General features: G+C 61.1%; 31 protein-coding genes. 7 read left to right on the plus strand and 24 right to left on the minus strand.

Going from position 1 to position 25,073, the window contains the following annotated elements; translation table 11 throughout:
- The first annotated feature begins 9 nt into the window (after nucleotides 1-9).
- Entirely contained in the window at nucleotides 10-858 is an 849-nt protein-coding gene (locus tag KY379_RS17345) for a 3-hydroxybutyryl-CoA dehydrogenase (RefSeq protein WP_133326656.1), read from the plus strand.
- Between the two features lie 12 nt (nucleotides 859-870).
- The gene (locus KY379_RS17350; RefSeq protein WP_261240353.1) at nucleotides 871-1,485 is read left to right on the plus strand and encodes a TetR/AcrR family transcriptional regulator; all 615 of its coding nucleotides are present in this window, start codon (nucleotides 871-873) and stop codon (nucleotides 1,483-1,485) included.
- Here KY379_RS17350 and KY379_RS17355 read toward each other — a convergent pair.
- Genes KY379_RS17355 through KY379_RS17375 form a run of 5 tightly spaced genes read right to left on the minus strand, consistent with a single transcriptional unit; the run spans nucleotide 1,467 to nucleotide 7,963 of the window.
- Complete coding sequence (locus KY379_RS17355; protein WP_133326660.1) at nucleotides 1,467-1,844, minus strand: response regulator; 378 nt, start codon at nucleotides 1,842-1,844, stop codon at nucleotides 1,467-1,469. The two genes, KY379_RS17350 and KY379_RS17355, sit on opposite strands and share 19 nt — an antisense overlap.
- Nucleotides 1,845-1,888: 44 nt before the next feature.
- Entirely contained in the window at nucleotides 1,889-3,115 is a 1,227-nt protein-coding gene (locus KY379_RS17360; protein ID WP_133326662.1) for a hybrid sensor histidine kinase/response regulator, read from the minus strand.
- Nucleotides 3,085-3,684, minus strand: a complete 600-nt coding sequence (locus KY379_RS17365; protein ID WP_133326664.1) for a chemotaxis protein CheB — start codon at nucleotides 3,682-3,684, stop codon at nucleotides 3,085-3,087. The genes KY379_RS17360 and KY379_RS17365 overlap by 31 nt, the downstream gene beginning before the upstream one ends.
- Nucleotides 3,681-4,502, minus strand: coding sequence for a CheR family methyltransferase (locus tag KY379_RS17370; protein WP_133326666.1), 822 nt, complete (start codon nucleotides 4,500-4,502; stop codon nucleotides 3,681-3,683). The genes KY379_RS17365 and KY379_RS17370 overlap by 4 nt, the downstream gene beginning before the upstream one ends.
- Nucleotides 4,499-7,963: a response regulator gene (locus KY379_RS17375; RefSeq protein WP_261240350.1), complete on the minus strand. Its 3,465-nt coding sequence runs from the start codon at nucleotides 7,961-7,963 to the stop codon at nucleotides 4,499-4,501. Before KY379_RS17375 ends, KY379_RS17370 begins: the two co-directional genes overlap by 4 nt.
- 252 nt (nucleotides 7,964-8,215) lie before the next feature.
- On the opposite strand from KY379_RS17375, the gene KY379_RS17380 reads away from it, so the two are divergent.
- On the plus strand, nucleotides 8,216-8,566 hold the full coding sequence (locus tag KY379_RS17380; RefSeq protein ID WP_133326670.1) for a response regulator: 351 nt from the start codon (nucleotides 8,216-8,218) through the stop codon (nucleotides 8,564-8,566).
- Nucleotides 8,567-8,579: 13 nt separating this feature from the next.
- Here the strand turns inward: KY379_RS17380 and cobF are convergent, their stop codons facing one another.
- Nucleotides 8,580-9,329: a precorrin-6A synthase (deacetylating) gene (gene cobF / locus KY379_RS17385; protein WP_261240349.1), complete on the minus strand. Its 750-nt coding sequence runs from the start codon at nucleotides 9,327-9,329 to the stop codon at nucleotides 8,580-8,582.
- A 67-nt stretch (nucleotides 9,330-9,396) separates the two neighbouring features.
- The gene (locus tag KY379_RS17390) at nucleotides 9,397-10,686 is read right to left on the minus strand and encodes an OprD family porin (RefSeq protein WP_261240347.1); all 1,290 of its coding nucleotides are present in this window, start codon (nucleotides 10,684-10,686) and stop codon (nucleotides 9,397-9,399) included.
- A gap of 355 nt (nucleotides 10,687-11,041) precedes the next feature.
- Here KY379_RS17390 and KY379_RS17395 point away from each other — a divergent pair, with 355 nt between their 5' ends.
- From KY379_RS17395 to KY379_RS17405, 3 genes are all read left to right on the plus strand, one after another.
- Nucleotides 11,042-11,401 (plus strand): histone-like nucleoid-structuring protein, MvaT/MvaU family, encoded by a 360-nt coding sequence (locus KY379_RS17395; protein WP_133326676.1) that lies wholly within the window; start codon nucleotides 11,042-11,044, stop codon nucleotides 11,399-11,401.
- Between the two features lie 228 nt (nucleotides 11,402-11,629).
- Complete coding sequence (gene gloA / locus KY379_RS17400) at nucleotides 11,630-12,157, plus strand: lactoylglutathione lyase (RefSeq protein WP_133326678.1); 528 nt, start codon at nucleotides 11,630-11,632, stop codon at nucleotides 12,155-12,157.
- A 95-nt stretch (nucleotides 12,158-12,252) separates the two neighbouring features.
- Entirely contained in the window at nucleotides 12,253-12,495 is a 243-nt protein-coding gene (locus tag KY379_RS17405) for a hypothetical protein (RefSeq protein WP_133326680.1), read from the plus strand.
- A gap of 53 nt (nucleotides 12,496-12,548) precedes the next feature.
- On the opposite strand, the gene KY379_RS17410 is transcribed toward KY379_RS17405, so the two are convergent.
- The gene (locus KY379_RS17410; RefSeq protein WP_133326682.1) at nucleotides 12,549-13,370 is read right to left on the minus strand and encodes a shikimate 5-dehydrogenase; all 822 of its coding nucleotides are present in this window, start codon (nucleotides 13,368-13,370) and stop codon (nucleotides 12,549-12,551) included.
- 160 nt (nucleotides 13,371-13,530) lie between these two features.
- Here KY379_RS17410 and KY379_RS17415 point away from each other — a divergent pair, with 160 nt between their 5' ends.
- Nucleotides 13,531-13,863 (plus strand): hypothetical protein, encoded by a 333-nt coding sequence (locus KY379_RS17415; RefSeq protein ID WP_133326684.1) that lies wholly within the window; start codon nucleotides 13,531-13,533, stop codon nucleotides 13,861-13,863.
- A 375-nt stretch (nucleotides 13,864-14,238) separates the two neighbouring features.
- On the opposite strand, the gene KY379_RS17420 is transcribed toward KY379_RS17415, so the two are convergent.
- From KY379_RS17420 to KY379_RS17495, 16 genes are all read right to left on the minus strand, one after another.
- A complete protein-coding gene (locus KY379_RS17420) occupies nucleotides 14,239-14,493 on the minus strand; it encodes a hypothetical protein (RefSeq protein WP_261240345.1) in 255 nt (84 codons plus the stop codon).
- On the minus strand, nucleotides 14,493-14,786 hold the full coding sequence (locus tag KY379_RS17425; protein WP_261240344.1) for a hypothetical protein: 294 nt from the start codon (nucleotides 14,784-14,786) through the stop codon (nucleotides 14,493-14,495). Before KY379_RS17425 ends, KY379_RS17420 begins: the two co-directional genes overlap by 1 nt.
- 78 nt (nucleotides 14,787-14,864) lie before the next feature.
- On the minus strand, nucleotides 14,865-15,071 hold the full coding sequence (locus KY379_RS17430) for a hypothetical protein (RefSeq protein ID WP_133326690.1): 207 nt from the start codon (nucleotides 15,069-15,071) through the stop codon (nucleotides 14,865-14,867).
- Nucleotides 15,072-15,084: 13 nt separating this feature from the next.
- Nucleotides 15,085-15,294, minus strand: coding sequence for a hypothetical protein (locus tag KY379_RS17435; RefSeq protein ID WP_261240343.1), 210 nt, complete (start codon nucleotides 15,292-15,294; stop codon nucleotides 15,085-15,087).
- Nucleotides 15,295-15,386: 92 nt separating this feature from the next.
- Nucleotides 15,387-15,656, minus strand: coding sequence for a hypothetical protein (locus tag KY379_RS17440; RefSeq protein WP_261240342.1), 270 nt, complete (start codon nucleotides 15,654-15,656; stop codon nucleotides 15,387-15,389).
- Nucleotides 15,653-16,015, minus strand: a complete 363-nt coding sequence (locus tag KY379_RS17445; RefSeq protein ID WP_261240341.1) for a hypothetical protein — start codon at nucleotides 16,013-16,015, stop codon at nucleotides 15,653-15,655. Before KY379_RS17445 ends, KY379_RS17440 begins: the two co-directional genes overlap by 4 nt.
- Nucleotides 16,012-16,455 carry a structural protein P5 gene (locus KY379_RS17450; protein ID WP_261240340.1) on the minus strand — a complete coding sequence of 148 codons (444 nt, stop codon included), beginning with the start codon at nucleotides 16,453-16,455 and terminating at the stop codon, nucleotides 16,012-16,014. The genes KY379_RS17445 and KY379_RS17450 overlap by 4 nt, the downstream gene beginning before the upstream one ends.
- A gap of 57 nt (nucleotides 16,456-16,512) precedes the next feature.
- On the minus strand, nucleotides 16,513-17,118 hold the full coding sequence (locus KY379_RS27280; RefSeq protein WP_306466500.1) for a tail fiber assembly protein: 606 nt from the start codon (nucleotides 17,116-17,118) through the stop codon (nucleotides 16,513-16,515).
- Entirely contained in the window at nucleotides 17,118-17,963 is an 846-nt protein-coding gene (locus KY379_RS17460; RefSeq protein ID WP_261240339.1) for a phage tail protein, read from the minus strand. The genes KY379_RS27280 and KY379_RS17460 overlap by 1 nt, the downstream gene beginning before the upstream one ends.
- 100 nt (nucleotides 17,964-18,063) lie before the next feature.
- A complete protein-coding gene (locus KY379_RS17465; protein WP_261240337.1) occupies nucleotides 18,064-18,738 on the minus strand; it encodes a hypothetical protein in 675 nt (224 codons plus the stop codon).
- Entirely contained in the window at nucleotides 18,738-19,022 is a 285-nt protein-coding gene (locus KY379_RS17470) for a hypothetical protein (protein WP_261261836.1), read from the minus strand. Before KY379_RS17470 ends, KY379_RS17465 begins: the two co-directional genes overlap by 1 nt.
- A 37-nt stretch (nucleotides 19,023-19,059) precedes the next feature.
- A complete protein-coding gene (locus KY379_RS17475) occupies nucleotides 19,060-22,620 on the minus strand; it encodes a phage tail protein (protein WP_261240333.1) in 3,561 nt (1,186 codons plus the stop codon).
- An 8-nt stretch (nucleotides 22,621-22,628) separates the two neighbouring features.
- Nucleotides 22,629-23,261 (minus strand): tail assembly protein, encoded by a 633-nt coding sequence (locus tag KY379_RS17480; protein ID WP_261240332.1) that lies wholly within the window; start codon nucleotides 23,259-23,261, stop codon nucleotides 22,629-22,631.
- Nucleotides 23,254-24,024, minus strand: a complete 771-nt coding sequence (locus tag KY379_RS17485; RefSeq protein ID WP_261240331.1) for a C40 family peptidase — start codon at nucleotides 24,022-24,024, stop codon at nucleotides 23,254-23,256. Before KY379_RS17485 ends, KY379_RS17480 begins: the two co-directional genes overlap by 8 nt.
- 8 nt (nucleotides 24,025-24,032) lie before the next feature.
- Nucleotides 24,033-24,731, minus strand: coding sequence for a phage minor tail protein L (locus tag KY379_RS17490; protein ID WP_261240330.1), 699 nt, complete (start codon nucleotides 24,729-24,731; stop codon nucleotides 24,033-24,035).
- Nucleotides 24,731-25,069, minus strand: a complete 339-nt coding sequence (locus KY379_RS17495; protein ID WP_133326718.1) for a phage tail protein — start codon at nucleotides 25,067-25,069, stop codon at nucleotides 24,731-24,733. The genes KY379_RS17490 and KY379_RS17495 overlap by 1 nt, the downstream gene beginning before the upstream one ends.
- Nucleotides 25,070-25,073: the final 4 nt, after the last annotated feature.

Below are 25,073 nucleotides of genomic sequence, written 5' to 3' on the forward strand. Positions count from 1 at the left end.
GACGACGACATGAGCATTGAACAGATCGCAGTGATTGGCGCAGGCACCATGGGCAACGGCATTGCTCAGGTGTGTGCGGTGGCGGGCTATCAGGTACTGCTGGTGGACGTGTCCGACGCAGCGCTGGAACGTGGCGTCGCCACCTTGAGCAAGAACCTCGAGCGTCAGGTCAACAAGGGCACGCTGGGTGCCGATCTCGCCGAGGTGGCCAAGACCCGTATCCGCACCAGCACCGACTATTCCCAGCTGGCCGGTGCGCAGCTGGTGATCGAGGCAGCGACGGAAAACCTGCAGCTCAAGCAGCGAATCCTGGCGCAGGTGGCGGCCAACGTCGAGGCCACGTGCCTGATCGCCACCAACACGTCCTCGCTATCGGTGACCCAGCTGGCGGCGAGCATCGAGCACCCCGAGCGCTTCATCGGTGTGCACTTCTTCAATCCGGTGCCGATGATGGCGCTGGTCGAGATCATCCGCGGCCTGCAGACCAGCGACCAGACTTACGCCCAGGCCTTGCTGGTGACCGAGAAGCTCGGCAAGTCTCCGATCACTGCGGGCAACCGCCCTGGCTTCGTGGTCAACCGCATCCTGGTGCCGATGATCAACGAAGCGATCTTCGTGCGCCAGGAAGGCCTGGCCAGCGCCGAAGACATCGACACCGGCATGCGCCTGGGCTGCAACCAGCCGATCGGCCCGCTGGCCCTGGCCGACCTGATCGGCCTGGATACCTTGCTGGCAATCATGGAGGCCTTCCATGAGGGCTACAACGACAGCAAGTACCGTCCTGCGCCGCTGCTCAAGGAAATGGTCGCGGCCGGCTGGCTCGGCCGCAAGAGCGGCCGCGGTTTCTTCACCTACTGAGGTCAGAGCGCCATGCCCGCCGCCAATACCGCTCCGCGCTGTGCCAACTTCGAAGAGCGACGCGACCGGGCCCTGGCGCTGTTCGCCGAGAAGGGTTTCGGCCAGGTCAGCATGCGCGAACTGGCAGCGCATGTCGGCTTGACGGCCGGGTCGCTCTACCACCATTTTCCGAGCAAGCAGGAGCTATTGTTCGACCTGATCGAGGAGCTCTACGAAGAGCTCCAGGCCAGCCTGGAGCTTGGGCGCAGGGCCATGGCGCGCGGAGGTTCGGCGTTGTCATGCCTGATTGCCGCGCACTGGCAACTGCATGCCGAGCGGCCGCTGCAATTTCGCCTGGCCGAGCGCGACTTCTGCTGCTTGAGTCAGGCGCAGCAAGCGTGCCTGACGCTGCAGCGCAAGCACTACGAAGCTGGATTGCTGTGTCTGCTGGCGCCACGGACGACGCTGGACGCAGCGGCGCTGGAGACTACCGCGCAAGTACTGGCGACATTGTTGAACCAATTGCCAGGGATGTTGCACGCCTTGCCGCAAAAGCAGGCGCTGGACTTGATGGAGAGCCTGCTGACGGTGAGCATCGAGCGCACCCTGCCGAGCCGTGCCGGTCAGACTCAGCGCAGCAACGCCTGAATCTGCTCGTGCAAGGTATCGAGATCGAACGGCTTGGCCAGGATCGGCGCCTTGCGGGTGATCGGGCTGCCGGACTCGAGCACTTCCGCCGGATAGCCGCTGATGAAAATGACCTTGAGGTCCGGGCGCAGCTTTACCGCAGGCTCAGCGATCTCAACGCCCGAAATGCCCCCCGGAAGTCGAAAGTCCGTGACCATCAGGTCCAGGTGAGGTTTGCTTGCCAGGATCGCAAACGCCTGTTCGCCGTCCTCGGCCACCAACACGTGGTAGCCCACCCCTGCCAGGTAGTCCCGCAGGATCATGCGAATGGCCGGTTCGTCCTCGACAACCAACACTACATCTTGTGCATCTTCACTCATGATAACGCCTTGAAAAACTCGAAGTTGGCCATCTGACCCCAGGTTCAGGCAGAGGTTGCCCGCGCCTGGGCGTTTTGTTCGGTGCTGTTCGCCAACGGCAACTGAATGCTGAACGTGGCGCCCTCGCCTTCGGTACTGTCGACCTGAATGCACCCGCCATGGGCGTGGACGATCTGTTCGGAGATGTACAGTCCAAGACCCAGACCGCCACTGGCCTGATGAGCCGCGACCCGCTCGAACTGCTGGAAGATCCGTTGCTGGTTGGCCGCACTGACGCCGATGCCTTGGTCCTGCACCTGCACCCAAGCCATGGCGTCGCGCTCGAACACCCGAACCTGGATCGGCTTGCGCTCACCATAGCGCAAGGCATTGGACAGCAGATTGGCCAGCACCTGCTCGATACGGAACTCGTCCCACTCCCCCACCACCGGTTCACAGGACTGCAATTCTATCTGGGTTTCCAACGCCGCGGCCTGGGCCGAGAAGCTCTCCACCAGGCCACGCGCCAGTTGGCTCAGGTCGAAAGCCTTGGGCCGCAACGACAATTTGCCGGTGCGGATCCTCGAGACATCGAGCATGTCCTCGATCAGCCGGATCAGGCTGTTGATCTGGCGCTCGTCCCGTTCGACCATGGCCTGCAGCTTGTCTTGACTGAAAGCGTCGATGTTGCCGCGCGCCAGGTGCATCTTGCGTAACTGGGTTTCCAGAATCAGTCCATTCAATGGCGTGCGCACTTCGTGGGAGACGATCGACATGAAATCGTCGCGCATGCGCACCGCGTGCTCCAATTCGCCACGCGCCACCTGCAACTGGGCAAGCAGCTGTTCCTGCTCCTGGCGGCTCTGCTCCAACGCCTGCAACTGGCGATCCAGGGCTTTGCGTTGGCGATAGAGTTCGACGAACACGGTGACCTTGCTCTTGACCGCCAAGGTCTCCAGCGGCTTGTGCAGGAAGTCCACCGCGCCGCTTTCGTAGCCCTTGAAGGCGTAATTCATTTCACGCCCGGCGGCGGTGACGAAGACGATGGGAATGTGCCGGGTCTTTTCCGTACCGCGCATCAGCTCGGCCAGCTCGAAGCCGTTCATGCCTGGCATCTGCACATCGAGAATAGCCAGGGCGAACTCGTGCTCGAGTAGCAGCGACAGGGCCTGCTCAGCCGACTGTGCCTGGTGCACCTCGCGGTCCTCGCCGTGGATCAGGGCGGCGAGAGCCAGCAGGTTTTCCGGCAGATCGTCGACGATCAGCAGTTTGGCGAGGATGGTGCTTGGCATGCGCTGGGTTCCAAGGTCGAGAGCAAACGCTCGATACCACTCAGGGTCAGGATCAGGTCCGGCTGGTGCAGGGCCAGTGCGGCCTCCGGCATCAGCGAGACCTGTGCGTCGTCGGGGTCCTGGACCACTGTCCGGCCCCCTTGGCTGTGGATGTAGGCAAGGCCTTCGGCGCCGTCCTCGTTGGCACCGGTAAGCAATACGCCGAGCAGGTCGCTGCCATAGGCGTCGGCCGCCGAGGTGAAGAGAAAGTCGATGGCCGGTCGGGAGAAATGCACAGGGTCCTCCTGGCTTAACGAGAAGGTCAGGTCGTGCTCCACCGAGACGTGATAACCGGGGCCTGCCACATAGATCAGCCCGGGCTCGATCGGCTCCTTGTCGCGCGCCTCGCGCACCGGCCGGCGCAGGCGTCGTTGCAGCACCTCGGCAAGCTGGCTATGGCGGTCACCCGGCAGGTGCAGCACGCACAGCACCGGCGGGGCGAAGCCCATCGGCAACCCGCCAAGTACCTTGAACAGCGCTGCGACGCCGCCCGCCGAGGCACCGATGACCACCGCTCGTACAGTGTTCATGATTTGCGGAAGATCCGTTCGGGTTTGACCCAAGGCTCGAAGCGGTCATGGTAGGACGAGAAGTCCACCGATTCCTTACTGCCCAGGACAAGAAAGCCGCGGTGGCACAACGATTCGTGGAACAGGCCCAAGGCGCGGTCCTGCAGTGCCTTGTTGAAGTAAATAAGCACGTTGCGACAGGAAACCAGCTGAGTTTCCGAGAACACACTGTCGGTGGCCAGGCTGTGATCGGCGAAGGTCACGTTGTCGCGCAGGCTGCTGTCCATGATGGCGCTACCATAGGCGGCGGTGTAGTACTCGGCGAAATCGCGCCGGCCGCCAGCCAGGCGATAGTTCTCGGCATACTGCTGCATGTTCTGCATCGAGTAGATGCCCTGCTTGGCCTTTTCCAGCGAGCTTGGGTTGATGTCGGTGGCGTAGAGGATGGTGCGCTCGAGCAGACCCTCTTCGCGCAGCAGAATCGCCATCGAATAGACCTCCTCCCCCGTGCTGCAGCCGGCGATCCACACCTTGATCGATGGCCAGGTGCGCAGCAGCGGCACCACCTCGTTGCGCAGCGCCAGGAAGTGGCTGGGGTCACGGAACATCTCGCTGACCGGGATCGTCAGGTACTGCAACAATTGCATGAACATACTCGGATCGTGCAGCACCCGCTCCTGCAGCGCCGATACCGTGCGGCAGTCGAACTGACGCAAGGCATGGGCGATCCGGCGCTTGATCGAAGCGCCGGAATAATTGCGAAAGTCGTAGCTGTACTTGAGGTATATGGCCTCGATCAGCAAGCGAATCTCGATATCGGTGTTGCGTTCGCTAGTCAAATTCGCTCCAGTTGCGGAAGCCATACGCGGATCAACGAGAACAGGCGGTCCAGGTCGATCGGCTTGGCCAGGTAATCATTGGCACCGGCTTGCAGGCAACGATGCTGGTCGTCTTTCATCGCCTTGGCGGTCACGGCGATGATCGGCAGCTTGCGCCAGCGCGGTTGCTGACGGATCAAGCGGGTAGCCTCGAAGCCGTCCATCTCCGGCATCATCACGTCCATCAGCACCAGGTCGATGTCCTCGTGCTGCTCGAGACGCTCGATCGCCTCGCGGCCATTACGACCGATCTCGACGATCGCCCCTTTGTGCTCCAGGGCGCTGGTGAGGGCGAAAATGTTGCGCACGTCATCGTCGACCAGCAAGATGCGCCGCCCCTCGAACACCTTGTCGCGGCTGCGTGCAGTCTTGAGCATGCGCTGGCGTTCATGGGACAGCTGCGATTCGACTTTGTGCAGGAACAACGTTACCTCATCGAGCAGACGTTCCGGCGAGCGTGCGCCCTTGATGATGATCGAGCGCGAATACTTGAGCAGGTCGGCTTCTTCCTCCCGGGTGAGATTGCGTCCGGTGTACACGATCACCGGCGGGAAGGCGCGGATATCTTCGGCGGTCATGCGCTTGAGCAACTCGTTGCCCAGCATGTCGGGCAACTTGAGGTCGATGATCATGCAGTCGTAGATGTTCTCGCGCAACAGCGCCAACGCATCCTGCGCCATCGCCACCGCAGTGATTTCGATGTCGTCGTCGCCGATCAGGCGGGCGATGCTCTCGCGCTGCAGGTCGTCGTCTTCCACCAGCAGGATATGCTTGAGCTTCTGGGTCAGCTTGGCCTCCAGGCGCGCGAACACTTCCTTGAGCTCCTCGCGGCTGGTGGGTTTCACCGCGTAGCCGACAGCCCCCATGTGCATGGCCGCCTCGACCCGATCTTCCACGGAGATGATATGCACCGGGATGTGTCGGGTGCCGGCGAGCTCCTTGAGGCGCTGCAGCACGGTAAGGCCGGAATGATCAGGCAGGCGCATGTCGAGCAGGATCGCATCAGGGACGAACTGCGCGGCAAGTTCGAAACCTTCATCGGCGCCCTGGGCCACCAGGCAGCTGTAGCCTAGCTCGTGTGCCAGATCGTAGAGGATGCGGGCGAAGTTCGGTTCATCTTCGATCACCAGGATACAGCGATTGGCGAACGGCGCCCGCTCGCGGTCATCGGCGAACGTCGGAGCCAGGCGCATCGGCACCGCCGGTGCGGCTTGAGGAGGCGGAGGAAGGCTGTCGACGGCCGGACGCAGGCTGAGCGCTTCGACCTCCTCGTCCTGGACCTCATAGCGCTCGGGCACCACCAGGCTGAACACGCTGCCTTGGCCCAGCGCACTCTGCACACTGATCTGGCCACCCAGCAAATGGGCCAGATCGCGGGAAATCGACAGGCCCAGGCCCGTGCCGCCATAACGGCGGTTGCTGGTGCCATCGACCTGGTGGAAGGCACCGAAGATGGCCTGTTGCTGGTCGGGAGCGATGCCGATGCCGCTGTCGCGCACGGCGAACACGATACCGTTGGCAGGCTCATGGCTGATGCTCAGGCTAACCTGCCCGCGCTCGGTGAACTTGATGGCATTGGACAGCAGGTTCTTGAGAATTTGCTCCAGGCGCTGGCGATCGGTGAACAAAGTGGCCGGCACCTGGCGATCGACCGTGACCTCGAACGCCAGCCCCTTGTGCTCGGCCAACGGCAGGAACATGCCCCGCAGCCCTTCCACCAGACGCTCGAGCTGAGTGGTCTCGGGGCGCATCTCGAGCTTGCCGGCCTCGACCTTGGCGATGTCGAGGATATCGTTGATCAGGTTGAGCAGGTCATTACCGGCCGAGTAGATGGATTCGGCGAACTTGACCTGTTCGGCGCTGAGGTTGCCCTCGCCGTTCTCGGCCAACAACTTGGCCAGGATCAACGAGCTGTTGAGCGGCGTACGCAGCTCATGGGACATGTTGGCAAGGAACTCCGACTTGTACTTGCTCGAACGCTGCAGTTCGTCGGCGCGAGCCTGCAGTTCCTGCTGGGCCTGGCTCAACTCGCCATTCTTGCGGTCGAGTGCCTCGGTACGCTCGGCCAGTTGCTCGTTGGTCTGCTCCAGCTCCGCCTGCTGAGTCTCCAGATGGGCTTGGGACTCCTTGAGCACACGGGACTGCTCTTCGAGCTCCTCGTTGGCGGTCTTGAGCTCTTCCTGCTGAACCTGCAGTTCTTCGTTGAGCTGCTGGGTTTCGGCCAGCACTTCCTGCAGCCGCTGGCGATAACGGGCGCTCTCGATGGAGGTACCGAGGTTGTCGGCGACGTGCTCGAGCAACTCGCCGTCGCGAGCCTGCAACGGGCGCAGGAAGCCCAGTTCGAGCACGCCATTGACCTGGCCATCGTGGGCCGCCGGTGCCACCAGGGCGCTGCGCGGCAAGCCACTGCCAAGGCCGGAGCTCAGCGGATAGAAATCGTCGGGGACACCGTCAAGTTCGATCAGCCTGCCTTGGCGTACCGATTGGGCAAGCAAACCTTCATGCTCACCCAGTACCTGCTCGCGCGCCTGTTCCTGGGCATCCAGACCATAACTGGCGACGCGTCGCAGACAGCCATGCTCATCACGCACGTAGAAAGCCCCGACCACGCTGCCCAGGTAGCCGGCAAAGAAGCGCAGGATGTTGTCGCCGAGCATCGGCAGGGTCAACTGTCCCAGAACCTGCTCAGCCAGTTGGGTCTGGCCGTTACGCAGCCAGGCCTGGTGCTCCAGGCCCGCCGCCGAACGTTGCTGGGCCTGCAGGTTTTCCACATAGCTGGTCGACAGCGCCAGCAGATCGCGCCGACCGAGGTAAGCCAACAGCACCGAAAGACCGACGATCAGCAGGACGAAGGCGGAGATGACGAACGTGGTCACGGCGCTGACTTTTTCGTTGCGAGCCATGCGCAGTTGCTGTTCGGTGGCGACGAAGTTTTCGAACTCGCTCCGGATCTGGTCGGTGATGCGCTTCCCGCGTCCATTGGTAAGGGCCGTCTGGTAATCGCCTTGGGCACGACGCGACGCAATCATTTCAGCGCCGAAATCATTCCAGGCTTGCTGCAGACCAATCAGCCGGTCGATACGGTCGACCTGCTGGGGGTTGTCCTCGACCAGGCCGCGCAGGCTGCGCAAGCTGCTGGAGATGCGCGGCTTGGCGACCTCGTAGGGGTCGAGAAAGCGCTCGTCACCGGTGATCAGGAAGCCGCGCATGCCGGTTTCCATGTCGATCGACAGTTTCAGCGTTTCATTGGCGTTGCCGATCACCCGGTCGGTATGCTCGACCCACTGCATGGCCGACAGCAGGTAGTAGATGACCGCGACGAACGCCACGGCTCCCAGCAAGCCCACCCCCAGGGGCAGACCTATATTGCGGCTCAACAGCTTGCGGAAGCTTTGTTGGTCCATCGTGGCTGCTTGAATCATGTAGTAACGCCCGAGCGAAAGAATTCCATTGATCGATATGGCCAGAAGTGCCTGTTGTGATGCCCGTTGCCCTCACCGGCATTAGGCGAGTCTAACCAGCTTTGCCACATTCGGCAGGGCATTTAGCCAGTATTTGAATCGCCCATGTCGCAATCGTTCCATCGACTTGCATCGGTCTGTATCCTTTACGGAACTTCTGGTGCTTCCCGACGCACAGAACAAAGACATTCATCATCTGTACAGGATCAAACCATGCACCTTCTGGTTGTCGAGGACGACGGTATCGTACGCATGCTCATGGTCGAAGTGCTCACCGAGCTCGGATACCTCGTCATCGAGGCGGAGACTGCTTCTGCCGCTTTGAAAGTCCTGGAAAACCCCGACCAGCAACTGGCACTGCTGATGACCGATGTCGGTCTGCCAGACATGCGTGGCGAGGAACTCGCAACCACGGCCCGCAAACTGCGCCCTCAGTTGCCGGTGCTGTTTGCCAGCGGCTACGCGGAAAACGTCAACGTGCCCCAGGGCATGCACTTGATCGGCAAACCGTTCAGCATTGACCAACTGCGAGACAAGGTATCGGCGATCATCGGTCAGCCCTGAGCCGGTCGCCCCCTCACAGTTGACGGCGTAGCAGATAAGTATCCATGATCCACCCCTTGCGTAGACGTTCGCGTTCACGCACTTCAAGTATCTGAGCCTTCACTGCCAGCAACGGCCCGGCTATCAGCACTTCGTCCTCGGTACCCAGGTAAGCCCCCCAATAGATCATCAGCTGCGGATCGTCCAGCGCGGCCAAGGCGCACTGCCCATCGAGCATCACCACCGCATTGTCGATCGCCCCCAGCTCGGCGAGCCGCCGCCCCGGCAACAGGGTCAGCGGCTCGCCGATGCGGTTGAGCGGAATCTGGTGCCGGGCAGCCAGCGCCTGGACACTGCTGATTCCGGGTATGACTTCCACACGCAGACTGATCCCACGCTCGCGCACCAGGTCGAGTATGCGCAAGGTGCTGTCGTACAACCCCGGCTCGCCCCACAGCAGAAAGGCGCCGATGTCCCCCGGCGTGAGCTCATCGAGAAACAGCCGAGCGTACAATGCCGCACGTCGATGGTGCCACTGCCGCACCGCCGCCACGTAATCGACGCGCCCAACCTCACGGGTAGGGTCGGCCAGGTGAACCAGGCGGTAGCCGCCTTCGGGACGATAGCGCGCGAGAATCTGGGTGCGCAGCGTCGAAAGCGCAGCCTTGCCTTCGCCCTTGTCGAGGACGAAAAACACCGTGGCACGCCGCATCGCATCCACCGCTTCGAACGTCACCTGACGCGGATCGCCAGGGCCGATGCCAATCAGCAACAGATCTTTCATGTCAAGAATTCGCCCTGCTACGCCTTGCAGCCATTGTCCGCTGCGGGCATCGAATTGGCAAAGTGCCTCAGAACAGCGAGACGTTGTAGCTGACGATGACCCGGGTTTCATCCATGTCGCGCGCCCACTGCTCATAGTTGCTGCGGTAGGTCGAATTACGCAGACGCACGCTGACATTCTTGAACGCGCCACTTTGCACCTGGTACCTGAGCTCGGTATCGCGCTCCCACTCCTTCCCTTGCTCGACGCTGCCCGGCACCTTGATATGGTCTCCGTTGATGTAGCGCGTGAAGAACGTCAGGCCGGGTACGCCGAGCGCCTTGAAATCGTAGTCGTAGCGCAATTGCCAGGATCGCTCCTGAGCCGCGGCGAAGTCGTTGACCTGGGCGTAGTTGACCAGATACGGGTTGCTGCCATCGAGATAGGGCATGGCGCTCTGGCCGTACATGCGCTGCCAGCCGGCACTGAGCTTGTGACCGCCCAGGCCGTAGGCAAGCATGCCGCTGAAGGCGCGGTGCTCGATCTGGCCGGCGCGGGCGTTGCCGATATCATCGCTCTTGATCAGGCGCAGGTCGGCCGAGAGCTGGCCAACAGCCAGCGGTTGCGCGGCAACCAGGCCGAGAAAGTGCTGACGATAGATATCTTCGAGCCTGGCGACCTGGTACTGGGCGCTGATCCGGTCATTGAAGCGGTAGTCGATTCCGGCAAGATCGAAGTGATCCGCCTCGATTGCGCAGGCGTAGCGTTTGTTCTTGCAGTGCACGCGGATGTCCTGGCGGTCAGTGGAGTCGCGCGCGGTGTAGGCGTTCAGCCGGGCCAGGGTGAACCTCAGGTCGTGCACCTGCTCGGAGGTCAGCCAGGCGCCATGGAACAACGTCGGCAGCAAACGTCCGTCGTTGTATTTCAACAGTGCCACGTCCGGCATCATCGAGCCGACCTTCAGTACAGTGTCGGAGACCTTGAGCTTGGCCGCCAGCCCCAACTTCGCATAGCGGTCGGCCGAGCCACGCGGATCGTGCCCTAACGACGGCAGCAAGCCGCTGTTACTGTCACCCGGGCTGGAGTCGAGCTTGAAACCGATCATACCCAGCGCGTCCACGCCAAATCGAACGGGGCCGTCGGTATAACCGGACTGTACGTTGAGAATGAAACCCTGCGCGGCCTCTTCGCGCTTGGATGCCCCTTGACCGGAACTGCTATGACCATCGCGAAAGTCACGATTGAAATAAATCGTGCGCGCTTCGAGCTTGGCGCTGCTGTCTTCAATAAAACCGCCGGCCTGGGCCTGGGCGCCAGTACACAACAGCAACACGCCTGCAACACGGCGGCCAGGAACGAGCAAAAACGGGGCAAACATGCGAGGAACATCCAGATCAAAGTACAGAAAACACCAGGCTGGCGAGCGACCGTGGCGTCGAAACGAGAATGGCGAACATTCTCGCCGGGCATCTGAAATTTTCTCGCGATGGCTCTATCTCAGACCATTGGACATTGGTATAGCGAGGCCGCCCGGTGTCTTTGAACACCTTGAGCCCAGCGTACAGAAAACTTGGAAAGTTCCAGATAGCATTATAAAAAGTTGCGGTTTACCCTCTGTAACTCAACGTCTACACTCATTCTTAGCGAACAGCCTTACCCACCTGCGTGGCCAGCGGTTAGTCTCTTCAATGTTCGTCACGCCATGCCACCGACGAAAGACAGGAGTGATTACAGTGTCCAGACTTGCAGAGTTTCGTGCTGCCGAAAAAGCGCTCCAGGAACAGATGGCGCAACTGGAGGCGCTAAAAAAGGATGCCGGCCTCAAACGCGAAATCGAATTCGAGCAGAAACTAGTCGGCCTGATGAAAAGCTATGACAAGAGCCTGCGCGATATAGTCGCCATTCTCGACCCCAAGGCGGGCTCCAAAGTATCTGCGGCACCGGCCAAGCAACAACGACGCCCACGGGTGGTGAAGGTGTATGAAAACCCTCACACCGGCGAGTTGATCGAGACCAAAGGCGGCAATCACCGTGGCCTCAAGGCCTGGAAGGAACAGTACGGGGCCAGTACGGTGGAAAGTTGGGTACGCTGATGAAACGTCAACGCGTGCTTCACACTTTTTTCACAACGAACTGGGCAGTATCGAGACAGCTAAAGGACTAGCGACCCCATCACGCGCCCGCACATGCGGGCCTCTATTCCAGCGCCCTGCCCCGTGCAGGGCGCTTTCATTTGCGCAATCGGTTCACTGCCGTATCATGGTCGGCCTGTCTGTTTTGCCAGGGCCCGGTACCCTGGCCCCCGTTGATGGAGCCCCCCAATGAGCCTGCACGATCTGCAATCCCTGCCTGGCGTCACCGCGCAACCGGATACCGCCACCGCGCAATTCGTCTTCAACCACACCATGTTGCGAGTCAAGGACATCGAGAAATCACTGGACTTCTACACCCGCGTGCTCGGCTTTCGCGTGGTGGACAAACGTGACTTCCCGGAAGCGGCGTTCAGCCTTTACTTCCTTGCCCTGGTCGACCCGGGACAGATTCCGGCCGACGATGCCGAACGTCATCAGTGGATGAAGTCGATCCCCGGCGTGCTGGAGTTGACCCACAACCACGGCACCGAGAACGACGCCGATTTCGCCTATCACGATGGCAACACCGACCCGCGCGGCTTCGGACACATCTGCATCTCGGTACCAGACGTGCGAGCTGCCTGTGCACGCTTCGAAACCCTGGGTGTGCCATTCCAGAAACGCCTGCAAGACGGGCGCATGAACCACCTGGCCTTCATCAAGGACCCGGACGGCTACTGGGTCGAAGTGATCCAGCCTGGCGAACTCAAAGGCTGACCGCAAGTCGTTCGCATTCGTCGGACCGGGAACTCCTGGCCTCTCGCTGTGGTATATGGAAGTAACGGCTTCCAAACCACAGCGAGGTAAGGACGATGCAATCTCTTCACTGTGAATACCGCGACCACACCATCACCGCCAGCGTGATGCCCCATCCCGACTCTCCCCTGCCCTATGCCGCAGGCTGCCTGATCACCGATCCTGACAGGCATACCAGCCGGCGCATCTCGATGCCGATGAAGTTCTTCTCCGACCTGGAAAACGCCCAGCATGTGTCTCTGGCCTACGGGCGGGCACTGGTCGATGAGCGACTGGACGGCGGTCACAAAGCCTTCTGACCCAGCGATCGCGACCTTGGGCGCCGGAAGGTGCTCAAGGTCGCGCCAGAAATCTAGCTTGCCCGCGCATAGGCGACGGCAGCAGCCACCTGCGCTCGCGTCGGTCGAACGCCGGTGTACAGCACGAACTGCTCCAACGCCTGCAAGGCAATGACGTCCAAGCCGGTAATCACCGGCTTACCTTGAGCTTCGGCACGCTGAATCAGCGGTGTGCGCGCCGGCATGGCTACCACGTCGAATACCCGCTCGGCGGCGTCAATGGCGGTTTGGGGAAATGCCAGCTGGTCGGCTTCGGGCCCCCCAGCCATGCCGATCGGCGTGACATTGACCAGCATCGGCGGGCACAGATCGCCGAGTTCGGCGACCCAGCGATATCCGCACATGTCCGCCAGCTGGCGCCCAGCCTGCTCGTTGCGTGCAACGATCACCCCCTCGCCGAAGCCCGCATCGCGGAACGCGCTGGCCACGGCCTTGGCCATGCCACCGCTGCCACGCAGGGCAAACGCGGTACTGGGGTCTATCTGGTGTTGTTCGAGCAATTGGCGCACTGCCAGGTAGTCGGTGTTGTAGGCCTTCAACCAGCCATCGCAGTTGACCAAGGTGTTGACCGAGTCGATGGCCGCCGCCGACGGATCGATCTCGTCCACCAGCGCCATGCAGGCTTCCTTGTAGGGCATCGAAACCCCACACCCACGAATACCCAAGGCCCGGATACCGGCTACTGCCCCAGGCAGGTCCTGGGTGGTCATGGCCTTGTAGTAATAGTCCAGGCCCAACTGCTGATAGAGATGATTGTGAAAGCGCACGCCAAATGTGCCGGGGCGTCCCGCCAGGGAAATGCACAGCACGGTATCTCTGCTTGGGATCGTCGCCATGACCTGCTCCTCTCTCGCGACTGAAACGTTTTTGCAGCGTAACAGAGGTCGCCGTCGGTCGTCCCTTACACAACCTTTACGCTTCCCCTGTGCTCCATTGACAGTCCACGCAGTCATAGTAATAGAGCCCCAGGTACGGGGGTCTTTGCGAGGATTTTCCATGAACCGTCTCATTCCCGGAATCGCCCTGCTGGTCGGCGCCCTGGCCATCAGCGGGCAAGCGTCTGCCCATGGCGGCGGCGGTGGCTGGCATGGCGCCGGGCCGGTACTCGGTGCGGCGGTGGTAGGCGCAGTGGTGGGTGCGGCAGTCTATGGAGGCCGAGACCGTACTGTCTACGTCCAGCCGCAGCCGGTTTACTACCCACCGGCACCTGTCTACGTGCAGGCGCCACCGCCGCCGGTGTACTACCAGCCCGTCTATGCACCGCCGCCACCGCCCGCGTATCGCTACTACGGTCCGCCACCGGTGTACTATGGCCCACCACGTTGGTGAGCCGCTGCACAGGCCAACAGAGCCCGCCCTCCGGCGGGCTCTGCTTTAATACTCGCCCGACGAGCGGCGCCCGCAAAACCGTTCCAGCATGAAGGTTTTTTCATAAGGCGGACGGCGCACAACGAGCAATCGACAGCGCTTGAGCCATACTCCAGAGATGATTTTTGCGTTTTTGCGAGTTTCTGAAAGTGGAGAAAGCCCGTGTTTACGGGCTCTTCATCCCTCCCCGCCACTCTGCTTTCCCCTCAAAAACGCATTCATTGGTACAAAAATTGGTACGAGATTTCGACCACCTCGGCCAGTGTTTCCTAGGCGACTCATGGACCGTTTCTACCCTCCCCGGCGTCCCGCCGATCACGATCCGTTCTGGACCGTTCACTTACCACTCATCTGATCTTTCGGGCCGAGCAACCCAGGCCCCATATCAAACTCATGCTCGAGCAGTGCCCACAGTCGGGCCGACTCGACGAACTCCAGCATGTCGGAAAGACCGCCCGCATCCACATCCTCCCGGCGCTGAGCGGCAAATGCCATCTCGCAAAGAACCATCGCTCGGCCATCCGGATCGGTAATCAGGGCGCTCTGGTCGTTCAGCTCGGCCAGCCAGGCCTGCGGCAGAGAGCTACCCATCATCGCGACCTGCACCACCACGACTGCGCATACAGCACGCCGTCGATCTCTTCCACGCCAGTGAGGCTCAGGCCGCCCTGGGCCATGGACGTGACCCTGGCGTCGTGCAGGCGCGGGATCACGTCAGGCCCGGGCGTCGGATTGAACACCCAGGCCTGCGTCGAGATCCGACCCAGTGGCCGGCTGTGGTTCGCGCCCATATGGAGGTCGGCCTTCAGGGGCTGAAGCTTGCGCAGCTGCTCTGGAGGGATGGCCACGCCGTTCGCGCGGCGCCGGACAAGGTAGACGTACATGGCTGCACCGATACTGTATATAGATACAGTATCGTAGCCAGGATATTGAGCCTTCGGCAACAGCCGGCCAGCGGATCCTCAGTGGGGCTTGTCGCCATCCTTGCCGAATGCGCGCATCTGGTACTCGGTGACGGCCTGGAATTGGGCTTCCGCAATCAGCCTCAAGCGCTCTACCTCAGCGTCCGAGGCTCCGTTGTCCTTCGCTTCGTGATACTTACGCATCGCCTCGACCGCCTGGGCGTAGACCAGATGATCGGGCAGTAGCACCTCATGAGGATTACTCACATTGCCTCCTGGCTTAGTGAATCGAATCGGGAAGGTATCCTGTTTCCAGCAACTGGAAATCCACTACCGCTTGATAAAGCGAGTCTGCCAGCAGCTTCAGGCGCGCCACCTCATCCTGCGGGGCGCCACTATCTTCGGCGTCTCGGTACGCCCGTATTGCCTCAAGGGCTTCTCGCAGCATCGGTTCGCCAACTTTCGCCATGCCTTCAATTGTCCGCTTCACGATCTGCTCCGATTACTGAGTCAGAGCATTATAGGCCGCTTCGCTGACACTCCCCTGGGACCGACTAAACGGCAGTCACGCAGCCGAAACGCTCATCGGCAAGAAGCGTTGGCGGCAACCAGTTCGCGCTCGTAGCCGATCCTCTGGCGGCGCTCAGCCAACAGCGCTCTCACCTTAACCTCCAGGCTATCAGTCTTGCGCAGGCCGGCAGCTGCCCAAGGCGGCACCGTCACCTCCGGCGCGCGACACGGCACCTGGACTGGTACCTCGACTCGAACATATTGCCGCTCTGACGCAGGTTGCCATGCGCAGCCAGACACAAGCACGCCGACGATCGCCACCTGTAGCACCCGCAGCCTCATAGCCCCAGCTCCTTGTCGATGATCGATGTGGCAGCCGTGCACTGGTCACCACCGGTGCGCTCCTGCTGCAGGCGATTCGCCGCGGCGTAGTCTGCCTGGGCTTGCTCCCCAGCTTCTTGCACAGCTACCTCGGCCCTGGCCTGTCGCTCGTTCGCGGCCAGGGTCAGATCGCCCAGGGCTTTCCCTTGCTCCTGCGCCAGGCCGGCGAGGTTGTCGCGGGCCGCCTTGCAGGTGGTCGCCTCGTCCTGTGCGGCATCGAGCGCCGGACGGAAATGGCTGGTGGTTGCCCAAGAGCCAACCACCATGCCCAGGAGGATCAGAAGACCGGCCCCGGCAGTACGCGCCAGCCAGCCGTTCATGCCAGCGCCCTCCGCACACCCTCGTCGATGATCGCCGCCGGGTACGGGTTGCCGCCGTTCTCGTGGATGATGATGCTCACCACCATCCCGCGCAGCGTGGCCGGGTCCTTGATGTTGATTGGGTCAGTGGTGGCCACGCCGATCCGCTTGGCTACCGCCGAGGCATAGGCCTGGGTGTCGTTCTCGTTGCTCGGCGCCCAGCGGTTGATGGTCTCGAGCACGGTGTCGATGCCCTTCCCGCCCACGCCGGGCATGCCGTCCTTGCCCCGGTAGTTGATAAGCAGTTTGCCCAGGGCGCGGATGCCGTTCTCGGGCGTGTCGAAGATGGCGAAGCGGCCACCAGGTTCCTTGCCGATCTGGCCCTGCCAGTCGTTGCGCGGGTTGAAATCGATGTTGCCAGGGTTGCGGTTGCGCACCCCGCGGGGCTGCGATTGGGTCATGGGTTTTCTCCAGGCAAAAAAATACCGCCAGTTGGCGGTCGGTGGGTTCGGTATGGGTCAGGCCGGCGGCGCGGGCCAGTCGATACTGGCGGGGTAGCCTTCCTGATCAGCGAGGCGGTTGAGCGCGACGCGGTAACGTCTCCATTCGGTGAGCAGTGCCGCTTCGCTTTCGGTGGAATCGCCTAGATCCACAGCGTCTTGGAGCGGTGCTATAGCAGCGTCTGCAATTGCTCGACGCCTTGCAACTTCCGCAACTGCTTCGGTCAGTTCCTGCTCGGCAGCAGCCTTGGCCTTCGCTTCCGCAGTTACCTCCTGCGACCAGTCTATGATGCCGATCGCTGGAGTCTGTTGATCGAGCATCTCCAGGCCTGGAAATTGGATAGGCCCATCAACGGGATGGAAAATATCCACCGGGAACAGGGCCGAGTCGGGCGAGTCCGGCCAGCATGGCAGAACGAGTTGCACCACCAGCTCTTCGCCATCCCGATACACCGGGGCTTGGATCGCATCGCAGCCGATCGCCTCCGCGGGAAGCGTAGAGCCGGCGCCAAGCTTGGAGAAGTCGAATACCGCATTGTTGATCGTAAGGGCATCGCCACTCTTGGATACTTGCAGCGTGACATCTCGCGACAGTGGGGAAATTGGAGAAAGCTTGATGATCATCAGAACCACCTTCCTATTGCGACAATCTGCAGGACCCTGGCAACCAGAGAAGGCAAAGTTGGGCTGTAAAGTCTGGCCGATACAGTCGATGTGGTGGCAATACCCGTCCCCCACAGCGATACGGTAGAAGCGTCTGCGCAATAAACTCTCGGCACAGACGCGAATGTCATCGGCAGGTCTCTCGACACAGCGTCCGAGGCATACAGCGAACCGGTGGCAGAAAACGACGAGGTCGTTCCGTCCCGCATGGCTATTGCAGTTCCATCGGCGAACTTGACGTACTCACCATTGGCATTACTGCCGCGCTCGACGATGGCTCCTGTTGGAACTCCGCCGCTCTGGCTGACCGTGCCGAGGATTGCCGCAACGGCCGCAGCGCCTAGCCCCAATCCAGTGCGGGCGGCTGCCTGGGTCTTTCCGCCAGTCCCGCCCTGGGCAACGCTCAGCGCTGTAGTCAAGCCTGACAGTGAGGTGATGTCACTGTTTGCGCCACGGGTGGCCGCCAGGATGTTCTGCCGCAACGTCTCAATGTTGGTAGCGCCGCCGAACAGGGCGAAGGTCGCCCCGAGCTGATCCACCAACTGCCGAAGGCGGTCGGCAGATTCCTTCACGTAACCCTGCATGGGCGCCAGTCCGTAAGCGCCTCCGCTCACCGTCGAACCTTGGTAGGCTGGCAGAATGCTCAGCACCGTAGCGCTCGCAATGTTGGTCACCTCGTACCAGCGGCCATCGGGGCCTTGAAACGCATCGCCCACCCGGGCGTTCAGCGCGAATGCGGTGCCGGTGCCGTTCACCGTCGTTTGGCCAGCCGTGATCGCCACGGTGCCTGTTCTGTACCAGGGCATAGTGTTTCCTTGAATTAGAGTTGGCGCATCAAGCGCGCAGCGGAAATAGTTCGTATACCGAGCCCAGGTTGATATCTTGCTTGGCCATCAGGCCTTCTGTTTAGAACCCGGTAACGTCTACGATCATCAAAGTCGGGGGCTGCATTGCTGGAGAGGATGCCGGTGGCGCCACTCCCGCACCGCCGGTTGGCCTTGACGAGATCGGCAACTCGCCAACCCCAGCGCTGGACGGGCCAATGCTCACGCCGTACGACATTTGAACCCAATACGGCACGCCAGCCAGCGCGGCCCCAACTCCCCGTTTCGGGTAGCTGCCAATTCCAGCTGCATAATTTCTAGTCGCGCTGGGCCATGCTCTCGTGGTGCCTGACGGCGCGCCCCGCACAATGTCGGACACCCTTAAAAACTTGCAGTCGGAGTCGAAGGTGAGGATCCCAGCGGAATCGAACAGCTGAAGGCCAGAAGTCGAAGGGGCGATGGTTTGATCAGCAAATCCATAGATTTTGATCGTTCCCTCTGCTGAGCACTTGAACCGCCATGTCGTGCCTACCCGTGTCCACAGCCCGATGAACATTGAGGTATCGGAGTAGAAGAACAAAGATTTGACCGAGGTCGGGATCGTAATATCGAAGTAGTAATTGGCGCTGACGAAAGGCCCGGTGTTGCTTACAAACGGGCCGCTGAACGTGGCTTGATAGGCCAGGGTCGCCACTCTTGTCTCCGAATCAATCTGGAACACGCCATCATCAAACCAAACCGTCATGCCTGCTGGCATCAGAACGTTCCCGCTGAGATGTTGACAGCACGTCGCGGAACGCTAGCGCCGCCCATCGGGTTGGTGAAATCGACAAATGACCAAGTCACCGTCCTGCCGCTGATACTGACGTTGGGATAGGCATAGAGGGTGGCCAGCGTAAGATCCGCCGAGTTGTCTTCGACGAACACAAACGGCTCACCACCATCCGCTAGCCCAGCAACAGTTCTACTTCCATTGGCCGTACCGCTCGACCAGGTCTCATGGATACGGCCGATGCGAGACGTAAGGTCCAGCATCAGCACACCATCCGCATTCCATGTTTGTAGGCCTTCTGGCATATCACCCCCATATCCCAAGCCTGACACGCATACGGGTTTGGTCGTAGACGGTCAGAAGCTGGTTCGTAACGTTCATACGGCCTTGCCCGGCTCGCACTCCGTTGATCTCGAACTCATTGGTCACGAAGTTAATGCGAATCCCCTGTGAGCCTGCGACATAGTTCGAACTTTTCAACTCGCCGGTTATGATCAAGTTGATGATGTCGGCCTGGTTGATGATCGCGCTGTTCATGAATACCTGGCCGTTCTGGATGGCGAATACCGACTTCGGTGTTCCGCCCGGCTGGTGCATGACCGCGAACAGGTTGGCAAGGAATACCACCATGGATTGCATGCCGTCCGGGGTGTTCTCGACCCCAATGCCCATTCCGGCGCCGTAGTACCGCCCGTTCACGTCGACGCCGACCTTGATGTTGCGGGTGGCCGATACGTCTCCGTTGAGGTCTACCAGGGCCTCGGACGTGTCCTGTATCAGGGCTTCGGTGCTGCCCACCCGACTGCTGAGCTGCGATATCTTGGTGGCATTCGCACTTTCATTGGTTGTCACCACTCGATCGAGATCGGTAATGCTCGTCTCGTTCCCTGCCACCCTGGCGTCGAGGGTGGTCACCCTCTCAGCCATGGCCATGTTGTCGGATGCCTGCACCTTCTGCGCAGTAGCGATCGCCGCGGTGCTGTCCCAGCCTTTCAGAGCATCGGCCAGTTCGCCCTCACCGTCGTCATCCCGGTACGCCGCGCGCAGAGCCTCGAAGGCCGTGACCTGCGCTGTCACCTTCCCGTCGAGATCCGTGATGTCTGCCGTATTGGTGGCCACCTGTTGCGCCAGGCCGTTGGCCGTGGTCAAGGACTGGCCCACGTCCACCCAGTAGGTGGCATTCGGCGGAGCACTGGCACCGGTCGGGTCCGCTGGCACATCTTGCTTGGCCTGGTAGATGCGGCCATCTACGACAACCATTTGGCCCTGTTCGTACGGATCTTCCTTGATGTAGCCCTTTAGCCCGTCCAGGGCGTCGATCTGTTCCTGAAGGCCCGGAATCTTCTCGATCTCACTGAGCAGGCTCTGGCCGAGGTGGGTCTCGGTGATCTTGCCGGTGATGTAGTCGAGGATTTCGTTGGCGTCTGCGCTGGACTGGCCGTAGATCCAGTCCGACCATGGACCGATGTTGCCGGACCGGTCGACCAAACGACCGCGAAAGTACCGCACCACTGCCGCAGCCATACCGCTGTGTAGGTAGGTTGCCGTAGGGTATGAAAACTGCGCCAGAGCAATGGGGTTCTGCCCGGTTGGCTCGGAAGCCACCTGGAACTCGGTATAGGCGGTGTCTTCCGCCCCTTGAGGAAATCCCCAATTGAGCCGGATACCGAATATCTCCGAGGTAGTACTTAGGTATGCCAGGGCTGGCGGCTCACCGGTCTTCCCATACAGTTGGGTCGGCTCCGAGTACGCCCAAAGCGAGCTGCTATCTGCTACCCCTACCGCAGAGACACGAGCGGTGTACACCCCCGTGTAGATCCCCTTCACCTCAATTGCAGCGGTGTAAACGACGCCTGCATAGACCCAGTCACCTGAGTCGCGTTTCCACCAGACGTTATAGCGTTGAGCGCCGCGCGGGGCATCCCAGGTAATCCGCATAGTGGCGACGTTAAGCCCTTGGCTAACCGTGTCGAAGGTGCTCAGTTCGACATTTGTCGGCGGAGCCTGAATGGCCCCAGGCAGTACGCTGGTTGGTGGAGTGACGATCTGTGCACCGTTGTCGATCGCCGCGAACTTGCTCGAATTGTGCTGTACCGCGCCGACGTCGTACTGAAGCTTGTCGTCCCCAAAGTTCTCTGTCACGGAGAGGATGCGGTACGTCTCGGCGACCAACTGCGAGGTCTCTAATGTATAGATCGATTCCTTCACTGGAACCGCCGTGAAGGCCTGGGTCACTGTTACGACGCGGCCCGCAATCGAGCGGATGACACGGGTCTCAGCAACACCCTTTGGCAGGATAACTACCAGTGTGTCGCCGGCAGCACCTTCAACATCGTTATCCATAGTGATGGTGGTAGCGGTCGCCGCTTTCACCCGACCACTGAGCGGCGCGCCGGCGAAGTTCTCATCCGCCACTCGAATAATGTCGCCAGGCCTGCAAATCGTCCCGTCCAGTCCAACGCTGAAGCTGATGGTTCCGGTTTCCAGCCGGTTGGTGAGCAGAATGTACTTGCCGGCCCGCTGCGCCTGGCCCTGAGACACGCACCCGAATGCGGTCACCTCGGTCTCGCGAACGCCATAGCGCACCAGAGCCGTTCGATCCTGCACGTACTCGACGCGCTGGTTGCCGAAGTTCTCCCGGTCAGTCCAGGCCACTTTGGCGACGCTGAAGCGGGTAGAGCCACTGGAGCCTGCCCTACTGAACTTGCCGTCGATGACGTTGGCATTGGTGTAGGTGTAGACCGGGTCGGTCGGCATGTCCGCCGAGCATGCGACCTCGTTCGCAGCGTAGTAGCTCATGCCGCGGAACACGCTGGCCAGGTCCTGCAGCACGGTCAGCGCTTCGGCGCGGGACTGCAGGTAGACGTTGCAGGTGAAGCGTGGCTCTTGTCCGCCCTTCCCGTCCGATACGAACGCATCACAGTACTGGGCGATCTGGTACAAGCCCCACTTGTCGACTTGGCTCTGATCGATGAAGCGGCCCAGGCCGTATCGATCATTCAGGACAATGTCGCGCCAGATCCATGGCGGGCAGTCGGTCCATGCTGGCTTGAACGTGCCGTCCCAGGTGCCGGTATAAGTCCGGGTGGCCGGGTCGTAGTTGGTCGGTACCTGAACAATACGGCCACGGATCCTATAGGCCCGCTCCGGTACCGAGGAAAACTGGCTGGCGTCGATCTTCAGCCCGCACAGAGCGGTGTATGGATACTGCAGCTTGGCGTCGATGATCTCCGTATAGGTGCCCACCGACGTCTGCGCCTGGATGTTGGAGGTTTCAGAATCCGGAGTGGTGCGGCGTACCCGAATTCTCCAGCCTGTCTCTGCCGCCGGCAGGTCTACGCGGATCGAGCGTTGGTAACCGGTGGTGGTCTTGCCGTCGAAGGCGCCTTTGTTCACCACCACATAGTCGCTGTCATCGGTGGAGAGGTCGATCTCGTAATTGACCCTATACCCTACACGGTCTCCGTCGCTTTCAGTCTTGACCAGAGCGCCGACGGCCAGCTGAATTCGCACCGCCGACAGTTCCAGATTGCTGAACGATTGCACCCATGGCTGAGTTGCCTTGAGCTCAACGCCCACGCTGGTTTGGGACTCGACTGCAGGGAAGCCCGCGATGTGATCCTGATCATGCTCGCCGGTACGCTGCTCCCAGGTGACGCCGGTGAAGTTCAGGCTGCCATCGCTATTAGCCAGAGGAGTTCTGTCGAGATAAATGGACTGAGCGCCATTCACCAGCCCAACAATAGGACCTTCACTCAGTCCGTCGAGAATGTTGGCGTAACTGGTGTTGATCAGGCTGTCTGGACTTTCGACAGGCGTGTGCGGCTTGGACCCGCCTTTGGAGCCCAAGATAGAAAGGTCAGTCATGGGGGCCTCTATTGCTGGTCTTCAGCGCGGATGCCAAGTGATAGCTGGGCGGAACCCGAGGTCATCTCGCCGTAGCAGAGAGGGACCGGATTGCCCTGGGTGATGGTGTTTTTGATGCCAGAGAAGTTGTAGCTGGGACGGTTGTCGGCTGATTCGCTGCTGTCGATTTGGGCTTGCGTGCCAGTGATCATCTGGGCGATCCCGCCAATGGCCAGGGACAGGCCGACCATGGCTGTTGCGCCTGCAAGTCCGCCCGCAGTGAACGCGCCGCCCCAGGCCGATGCAGACGCCAAGCCAGCCACGCCGCCAGTCGCAATGGTCGCCGCAGCGATGAGAGCGATACCCAAAACGATCTGCAGCCCGCCACCACTCTTGCTGCCTTGGACGATGGGCGCGATCCTGATGTCGGCCGCGCCCGGAGGGTCGGCGAGTTCGTCCCTGCTGATATTCCGTTTGCCGTAGAACACGGCGAAAGCCAAGCCTTTGTCCTTGGATGACGCAAGGTATTCATTGAAGCCTGGAAACAGCACACCTAAAGCCCTGACGGCCTCGGCTGAAGAGTGCACGGCCAGATAGTGGACCCGACCAAAGAGACGGCCAAGCTCGCCATACAGGCGGATGGTACGGATGCGCTCAGCCATAGGGAGAATCCTTGTGTCGCATGAAGAACCGGGCCGACTCCCGCCAGAACCCACCAAAAACATCGCGCTTGGAGTCGCGACCGTAAAGGTGGTGCAGGATCCCGCCGGGCACTGGGTAATGTTCAGGTTCGGTTTTCAGGATCCCATCAGCCAGGTACACGCCGGCGTGGTTGGCCTTCTGGGCTCGAACCTGCATGACGATGAGGTCGCCCTGGCGCAAATCAGCCGGATCAACCGGATAGAAGCCCGCGCCCTCGAAGTTGTCGGCATAGAGGTCCTGCCCCTTGTCCCACCATCCATCTTCGCGCTCGAAGTCAGGCAGCGTGATACCCAGCTCTCGCTGGTAGTAGTCGCGGACCAGGGTGTAGCAGTCCAAAACGCCGTGGTGAAACGGCCTGCCCACGAGTGGCGCCTGGTAGCCGGTGGGCTCGTGCACCAAGTGCGAAACCGGTAGCCCTTCACGAACCTCGATGATCACCCAGGGCAGCGCGGTGGCCTCCATGGAAGTGCGGTCCGCGGCACTCAGCCTGGCCGACTGGCCGGGGTGGCTGTGCACGATTGCGGCAACCACGCCAAGGTCCTCAGCCTCTGCCCAGTCCTCGGCAGAAATCCGGAAATCTGCCTTCGGATCGGGCGCAGCATTGGGGCACGGCCAATACGACGACTTCCTGCCTACCTTCAGGATCAAGCCGCAGCATTCCTCAGGAGCTTTCTCGCGGGCGTGCTGGTACATGGCGTCGATGACAGCCTGGGAGAGCTTCATGGGAGACCTCAGTTGCCTGCGGAGGGGAAGCTGCCGTATCGCAGCGGGTTGTTCGCGCCGAAGCGCAGCTTGCAGCCGGTGAGCGTACCAGAGCACATGTCTTGCTCTGGGTCGTCTGTCTGGACGTCTTTGTCTGTGGCGTAGTTCGAACCGGTGTAGCCACAGTACACGCCACGGTACCCGCCAATGGTCAGCCACTGGCAGCAGTTGGCCACGATCTGCCGGCCGGGCAGCTTGCGGTCAGAGGCGATCAAGGGGGACTTGAGTACGAAGACCATCAGCTCACTGTCGCCCGACTGCTTCTGGTCGATCGTGTAGATGTCGTCGGCAAAGTGCTCATCTGGATCAGCCTCTGGGTTGCCGCCGGGAAAATTCGCAGCGTCAAGGAAGCGCCCCATGGTGCGATGCCTGACGATCTTCGCGTCCACCAAGTCGTCGTAGATCCGGCAGAGCGCCGTCAGGAGCCCGGAGACGTTGCCGACCGAGAGGGTCGGGCTGTTCTGCTGCCCCTCGCCGGTCATCCCCATGCCCTCGATCTTGATGGGCCAGGGCGTGTACTCCATGCCTTGCCAGTAGATCGGGCCGACCTGCGTGTAGCCGTGGAAGTAGTAGATATCGCCGCCCAGGTTCGTCAGGTCCATCTCGTACAGCTCGACATACTGCCCGGGCGTGAGCTTCTGGATGTCCTCGTAAATGCTCTCGGCCATCAGGTCACCTGGTGGGTCTGTTGGAAGGTTGCGGTAAGCGACCACATATCACCGCCCTGATCGGTCGGCTGGTAGGTGTTGCAGAGGAAATAGAGGTCGCCGTCGAATGGCGTCTTCCAAATGAAGGGCTTGTAGCCCTTCTGGGCGCGAAGGAAATTCAGGATCGCAGCGATCTTGGCTTTCCTCCCCGTGAACGTGAGATCCCAGGACTGGGTCTCGTTGTTGATGCCGTCGCCGGCGGTCTGCGTGTAGCCGTTGCCGAATTTCGCTGACCGCACGGCGTTTTGGAAAGTGCCAGGGGCCGAACGATTCGGCCTCCAAGTGAATCGTTCGGCCATCTGG

The sequence above is a fragment of the Pseudomonas sp. HD6422 genome (assembly GCF_025377065.1).
GTDB lineage: Bacteria > Pseudomonadota > Gammaproteobacteria > Pseudomonadales > Pseudomonadaceae > Aquipseudomonas > Aquipseudomonas putida_U.

Excerpts from the sequence above, each read along its gene's own strand:
- KY379_RS17495 (WP_133326718.1), bottom strand. The coding sequence starts at position 25,069 with ATGGCCGAACGATTCACTTGGAGGCCGAATCGTTCGGCCCCTGGCACT.
- gloA (WP_133326678.1), top strand. The coding sequence starts at position 11,630 with ATGAGCCTGCACGATCTGCAATCCCTGCCTGGCGTCACCGCGCAACCG.
- KY379_RS17375 (WP_261240350.1), bottom strand. The coding sequence starts at position 7,963 with ATGATTCAAGCAGCCACGATGGACCAACAAAGCTTCCGCAAGCTGTTG.
- KY379_RS17485 (WP_261240331.1), bottom strand. The coding sequence starts at position 24,024 with ATGAAGCTCTCCCAGGCTGTCATCGACGCCATGTACCAGCACGCCCGC.
- KY379_RS27280 (WP_306466500.1), bottom strand. The coding sequence starts at position 17,118 with ATGATCATCAAGCTTTCTCCAATTTCCCCACTGTCGCGAGATGTCACG.
- KY379_RS17445 (WP_261240341.1), bottom strand. The coding sequence starts at position 16,015 with ATGAACGGCTGGCTGGCGCGTACTGCCGGGGCCGGTCTTCTGATCCTC.
- cobF (WP_261240349.1), bottom strand. The coding sequence starts at position 9,329 with ATGAAAGATCTGTTGCTGATTGGCATCGGCCCTGGCGATCCGCGTCAG.
- KY379_RS17425 (WP_261240344.1), bottom strand. The coding sequence starts at position 14,786 with ATGTACGTCTACCTTGTCCGGCGCCGCGCGAACGGCGTGGCCATCCCT.
- KY379_RS17480 (WP_261240332.1), bottom strand. The coding sequence starts at position 23,261 with ATGGCTGAGCGCATCCGTACCATCCGCCTGTATGGCGAGCTTGGCCGT.
- KY379_RS17365 (WP_133326664.1), bottom strand. The coding sequence starts at position 3,684 with ATGAACACTGTACGAGCGGTGGTCATCGGTGCCTCGGCGGGCGGCGTC.
- KY379_RS17345 (WP_133326656.1), top strand. The coding sequence starts at position 10 with ATGAGCATTGAACAGATCGCAGTGATTGGCGCAGGCACCATGGGCAAC.
- KY379_RS17410 (WP_133326682.1), bottom strand. The coding sequence starts at position 13,370 with ATGGCGACGATCCCAAGCAGAGATACCGTGCTGTGCATTTCCCTGGCG.
- KY379_RS17390 (WP_261240347.1), bottom strand. The coding sequence starts at position 10,686 with ATGTTTGCCCCGTTTTTGCTCGTTCCTGGCCGCCGTGTTGCAGGCGTG.
- KY379_RS17405 (WP_133326680.1), top strand. The coding sequence starts at position 12,253 with ATGCAATCTCTTCACTGTGAATACCGCGACCACACCATCACCGCCAGC.
- KY379_RS17355 (WP_133326660.1), bottom strand. The coding sequence starts at position 1,844 with ATGAGTGAAGATGCACAAGATGTAGTGTTGGTTGTCGAGGACGAACCG.
- KY379_RS17415 (WP_133326684.1), top strand. The coding sequence starts at position 13,531 with ATGAACCGTCTCATTCCCGGAATCGCCCTGCTGGTCGGCGCCCTGGCC.
- KY379_RS17450 (WP_261240340.1), bottom strand. The coding sequence starts at position 16,455 with ATGACCCAATCGCAGCCCCGCGGGGTGCGCAACCGCAACCCTGGCAAC.
- KY379_RS17475 (WP_261240333.1), bottom strand. The coding sequence starts at position 22,620 with ATGACTGACCTTTCTATCTTGGGCTCCAAAGGCGGGTCCAAGCCGCAC.
- KY379_RS17460 (WP_261240339.1), bottom strand. The coding sequence starts at position 17,963 with ATGCCCTGGTACAGAACAGGCACCGTGGCGATCACGGCTGGCCAAACG.
- KY379_RS17380 (WP_133326670.1), top strand. The coding sequence starts at position 8,216 with ATGCACCTTCTGGTTGTCGAGGACGACGGTATCGTACGCATGCTCATG.
- KY379_RS17360 (WP_133326662.1), bottom strand. The coding sequence starts at position 3,115 with ATGCCAAGCACCATCCTCGCCAAACTGCTGATCGTCGACGATCTGCCG.
- KY379_RS17420 (WP_261240345.1), bottom strand. The coding sequence starts at position 14,493 with ATGGGTAGCTCTCTGCCGCAGGCCTGGCTGGCCGAGCTGAACGACCAG.
- KY379_RS17440 (WP_261240342.1), bottom strand. The coding sequence starts at position 15,656 with ATGAGGCTGCGGGTGCTACAGGTGGCGATCGTCGGCGTGCTTGTGTCT.
- KY379_RS17350 (WP_261240353.1), top strand. The coding sequence starts at position 871 with ATGCCCGCCGCCAATACCGCTCCGCGCTGTGCCAACTTCGAAGAGCGA.
- KY379_RS17465 (WP_261240337.1), bottom strand. The coding sequence starts at position 18,738 with ATGCCAGCAGGCATGACGGTTTGGTTTGATGATGGCGTGTTCCAGATT.
- KY379_RS17490 (WP_261240330.1), bottom strand. The coding sequence starts at position 24,731 with ATGGCCGAGAGCATTTACGAGGACATCCAGAAGCTCACGCCCGGGCAG.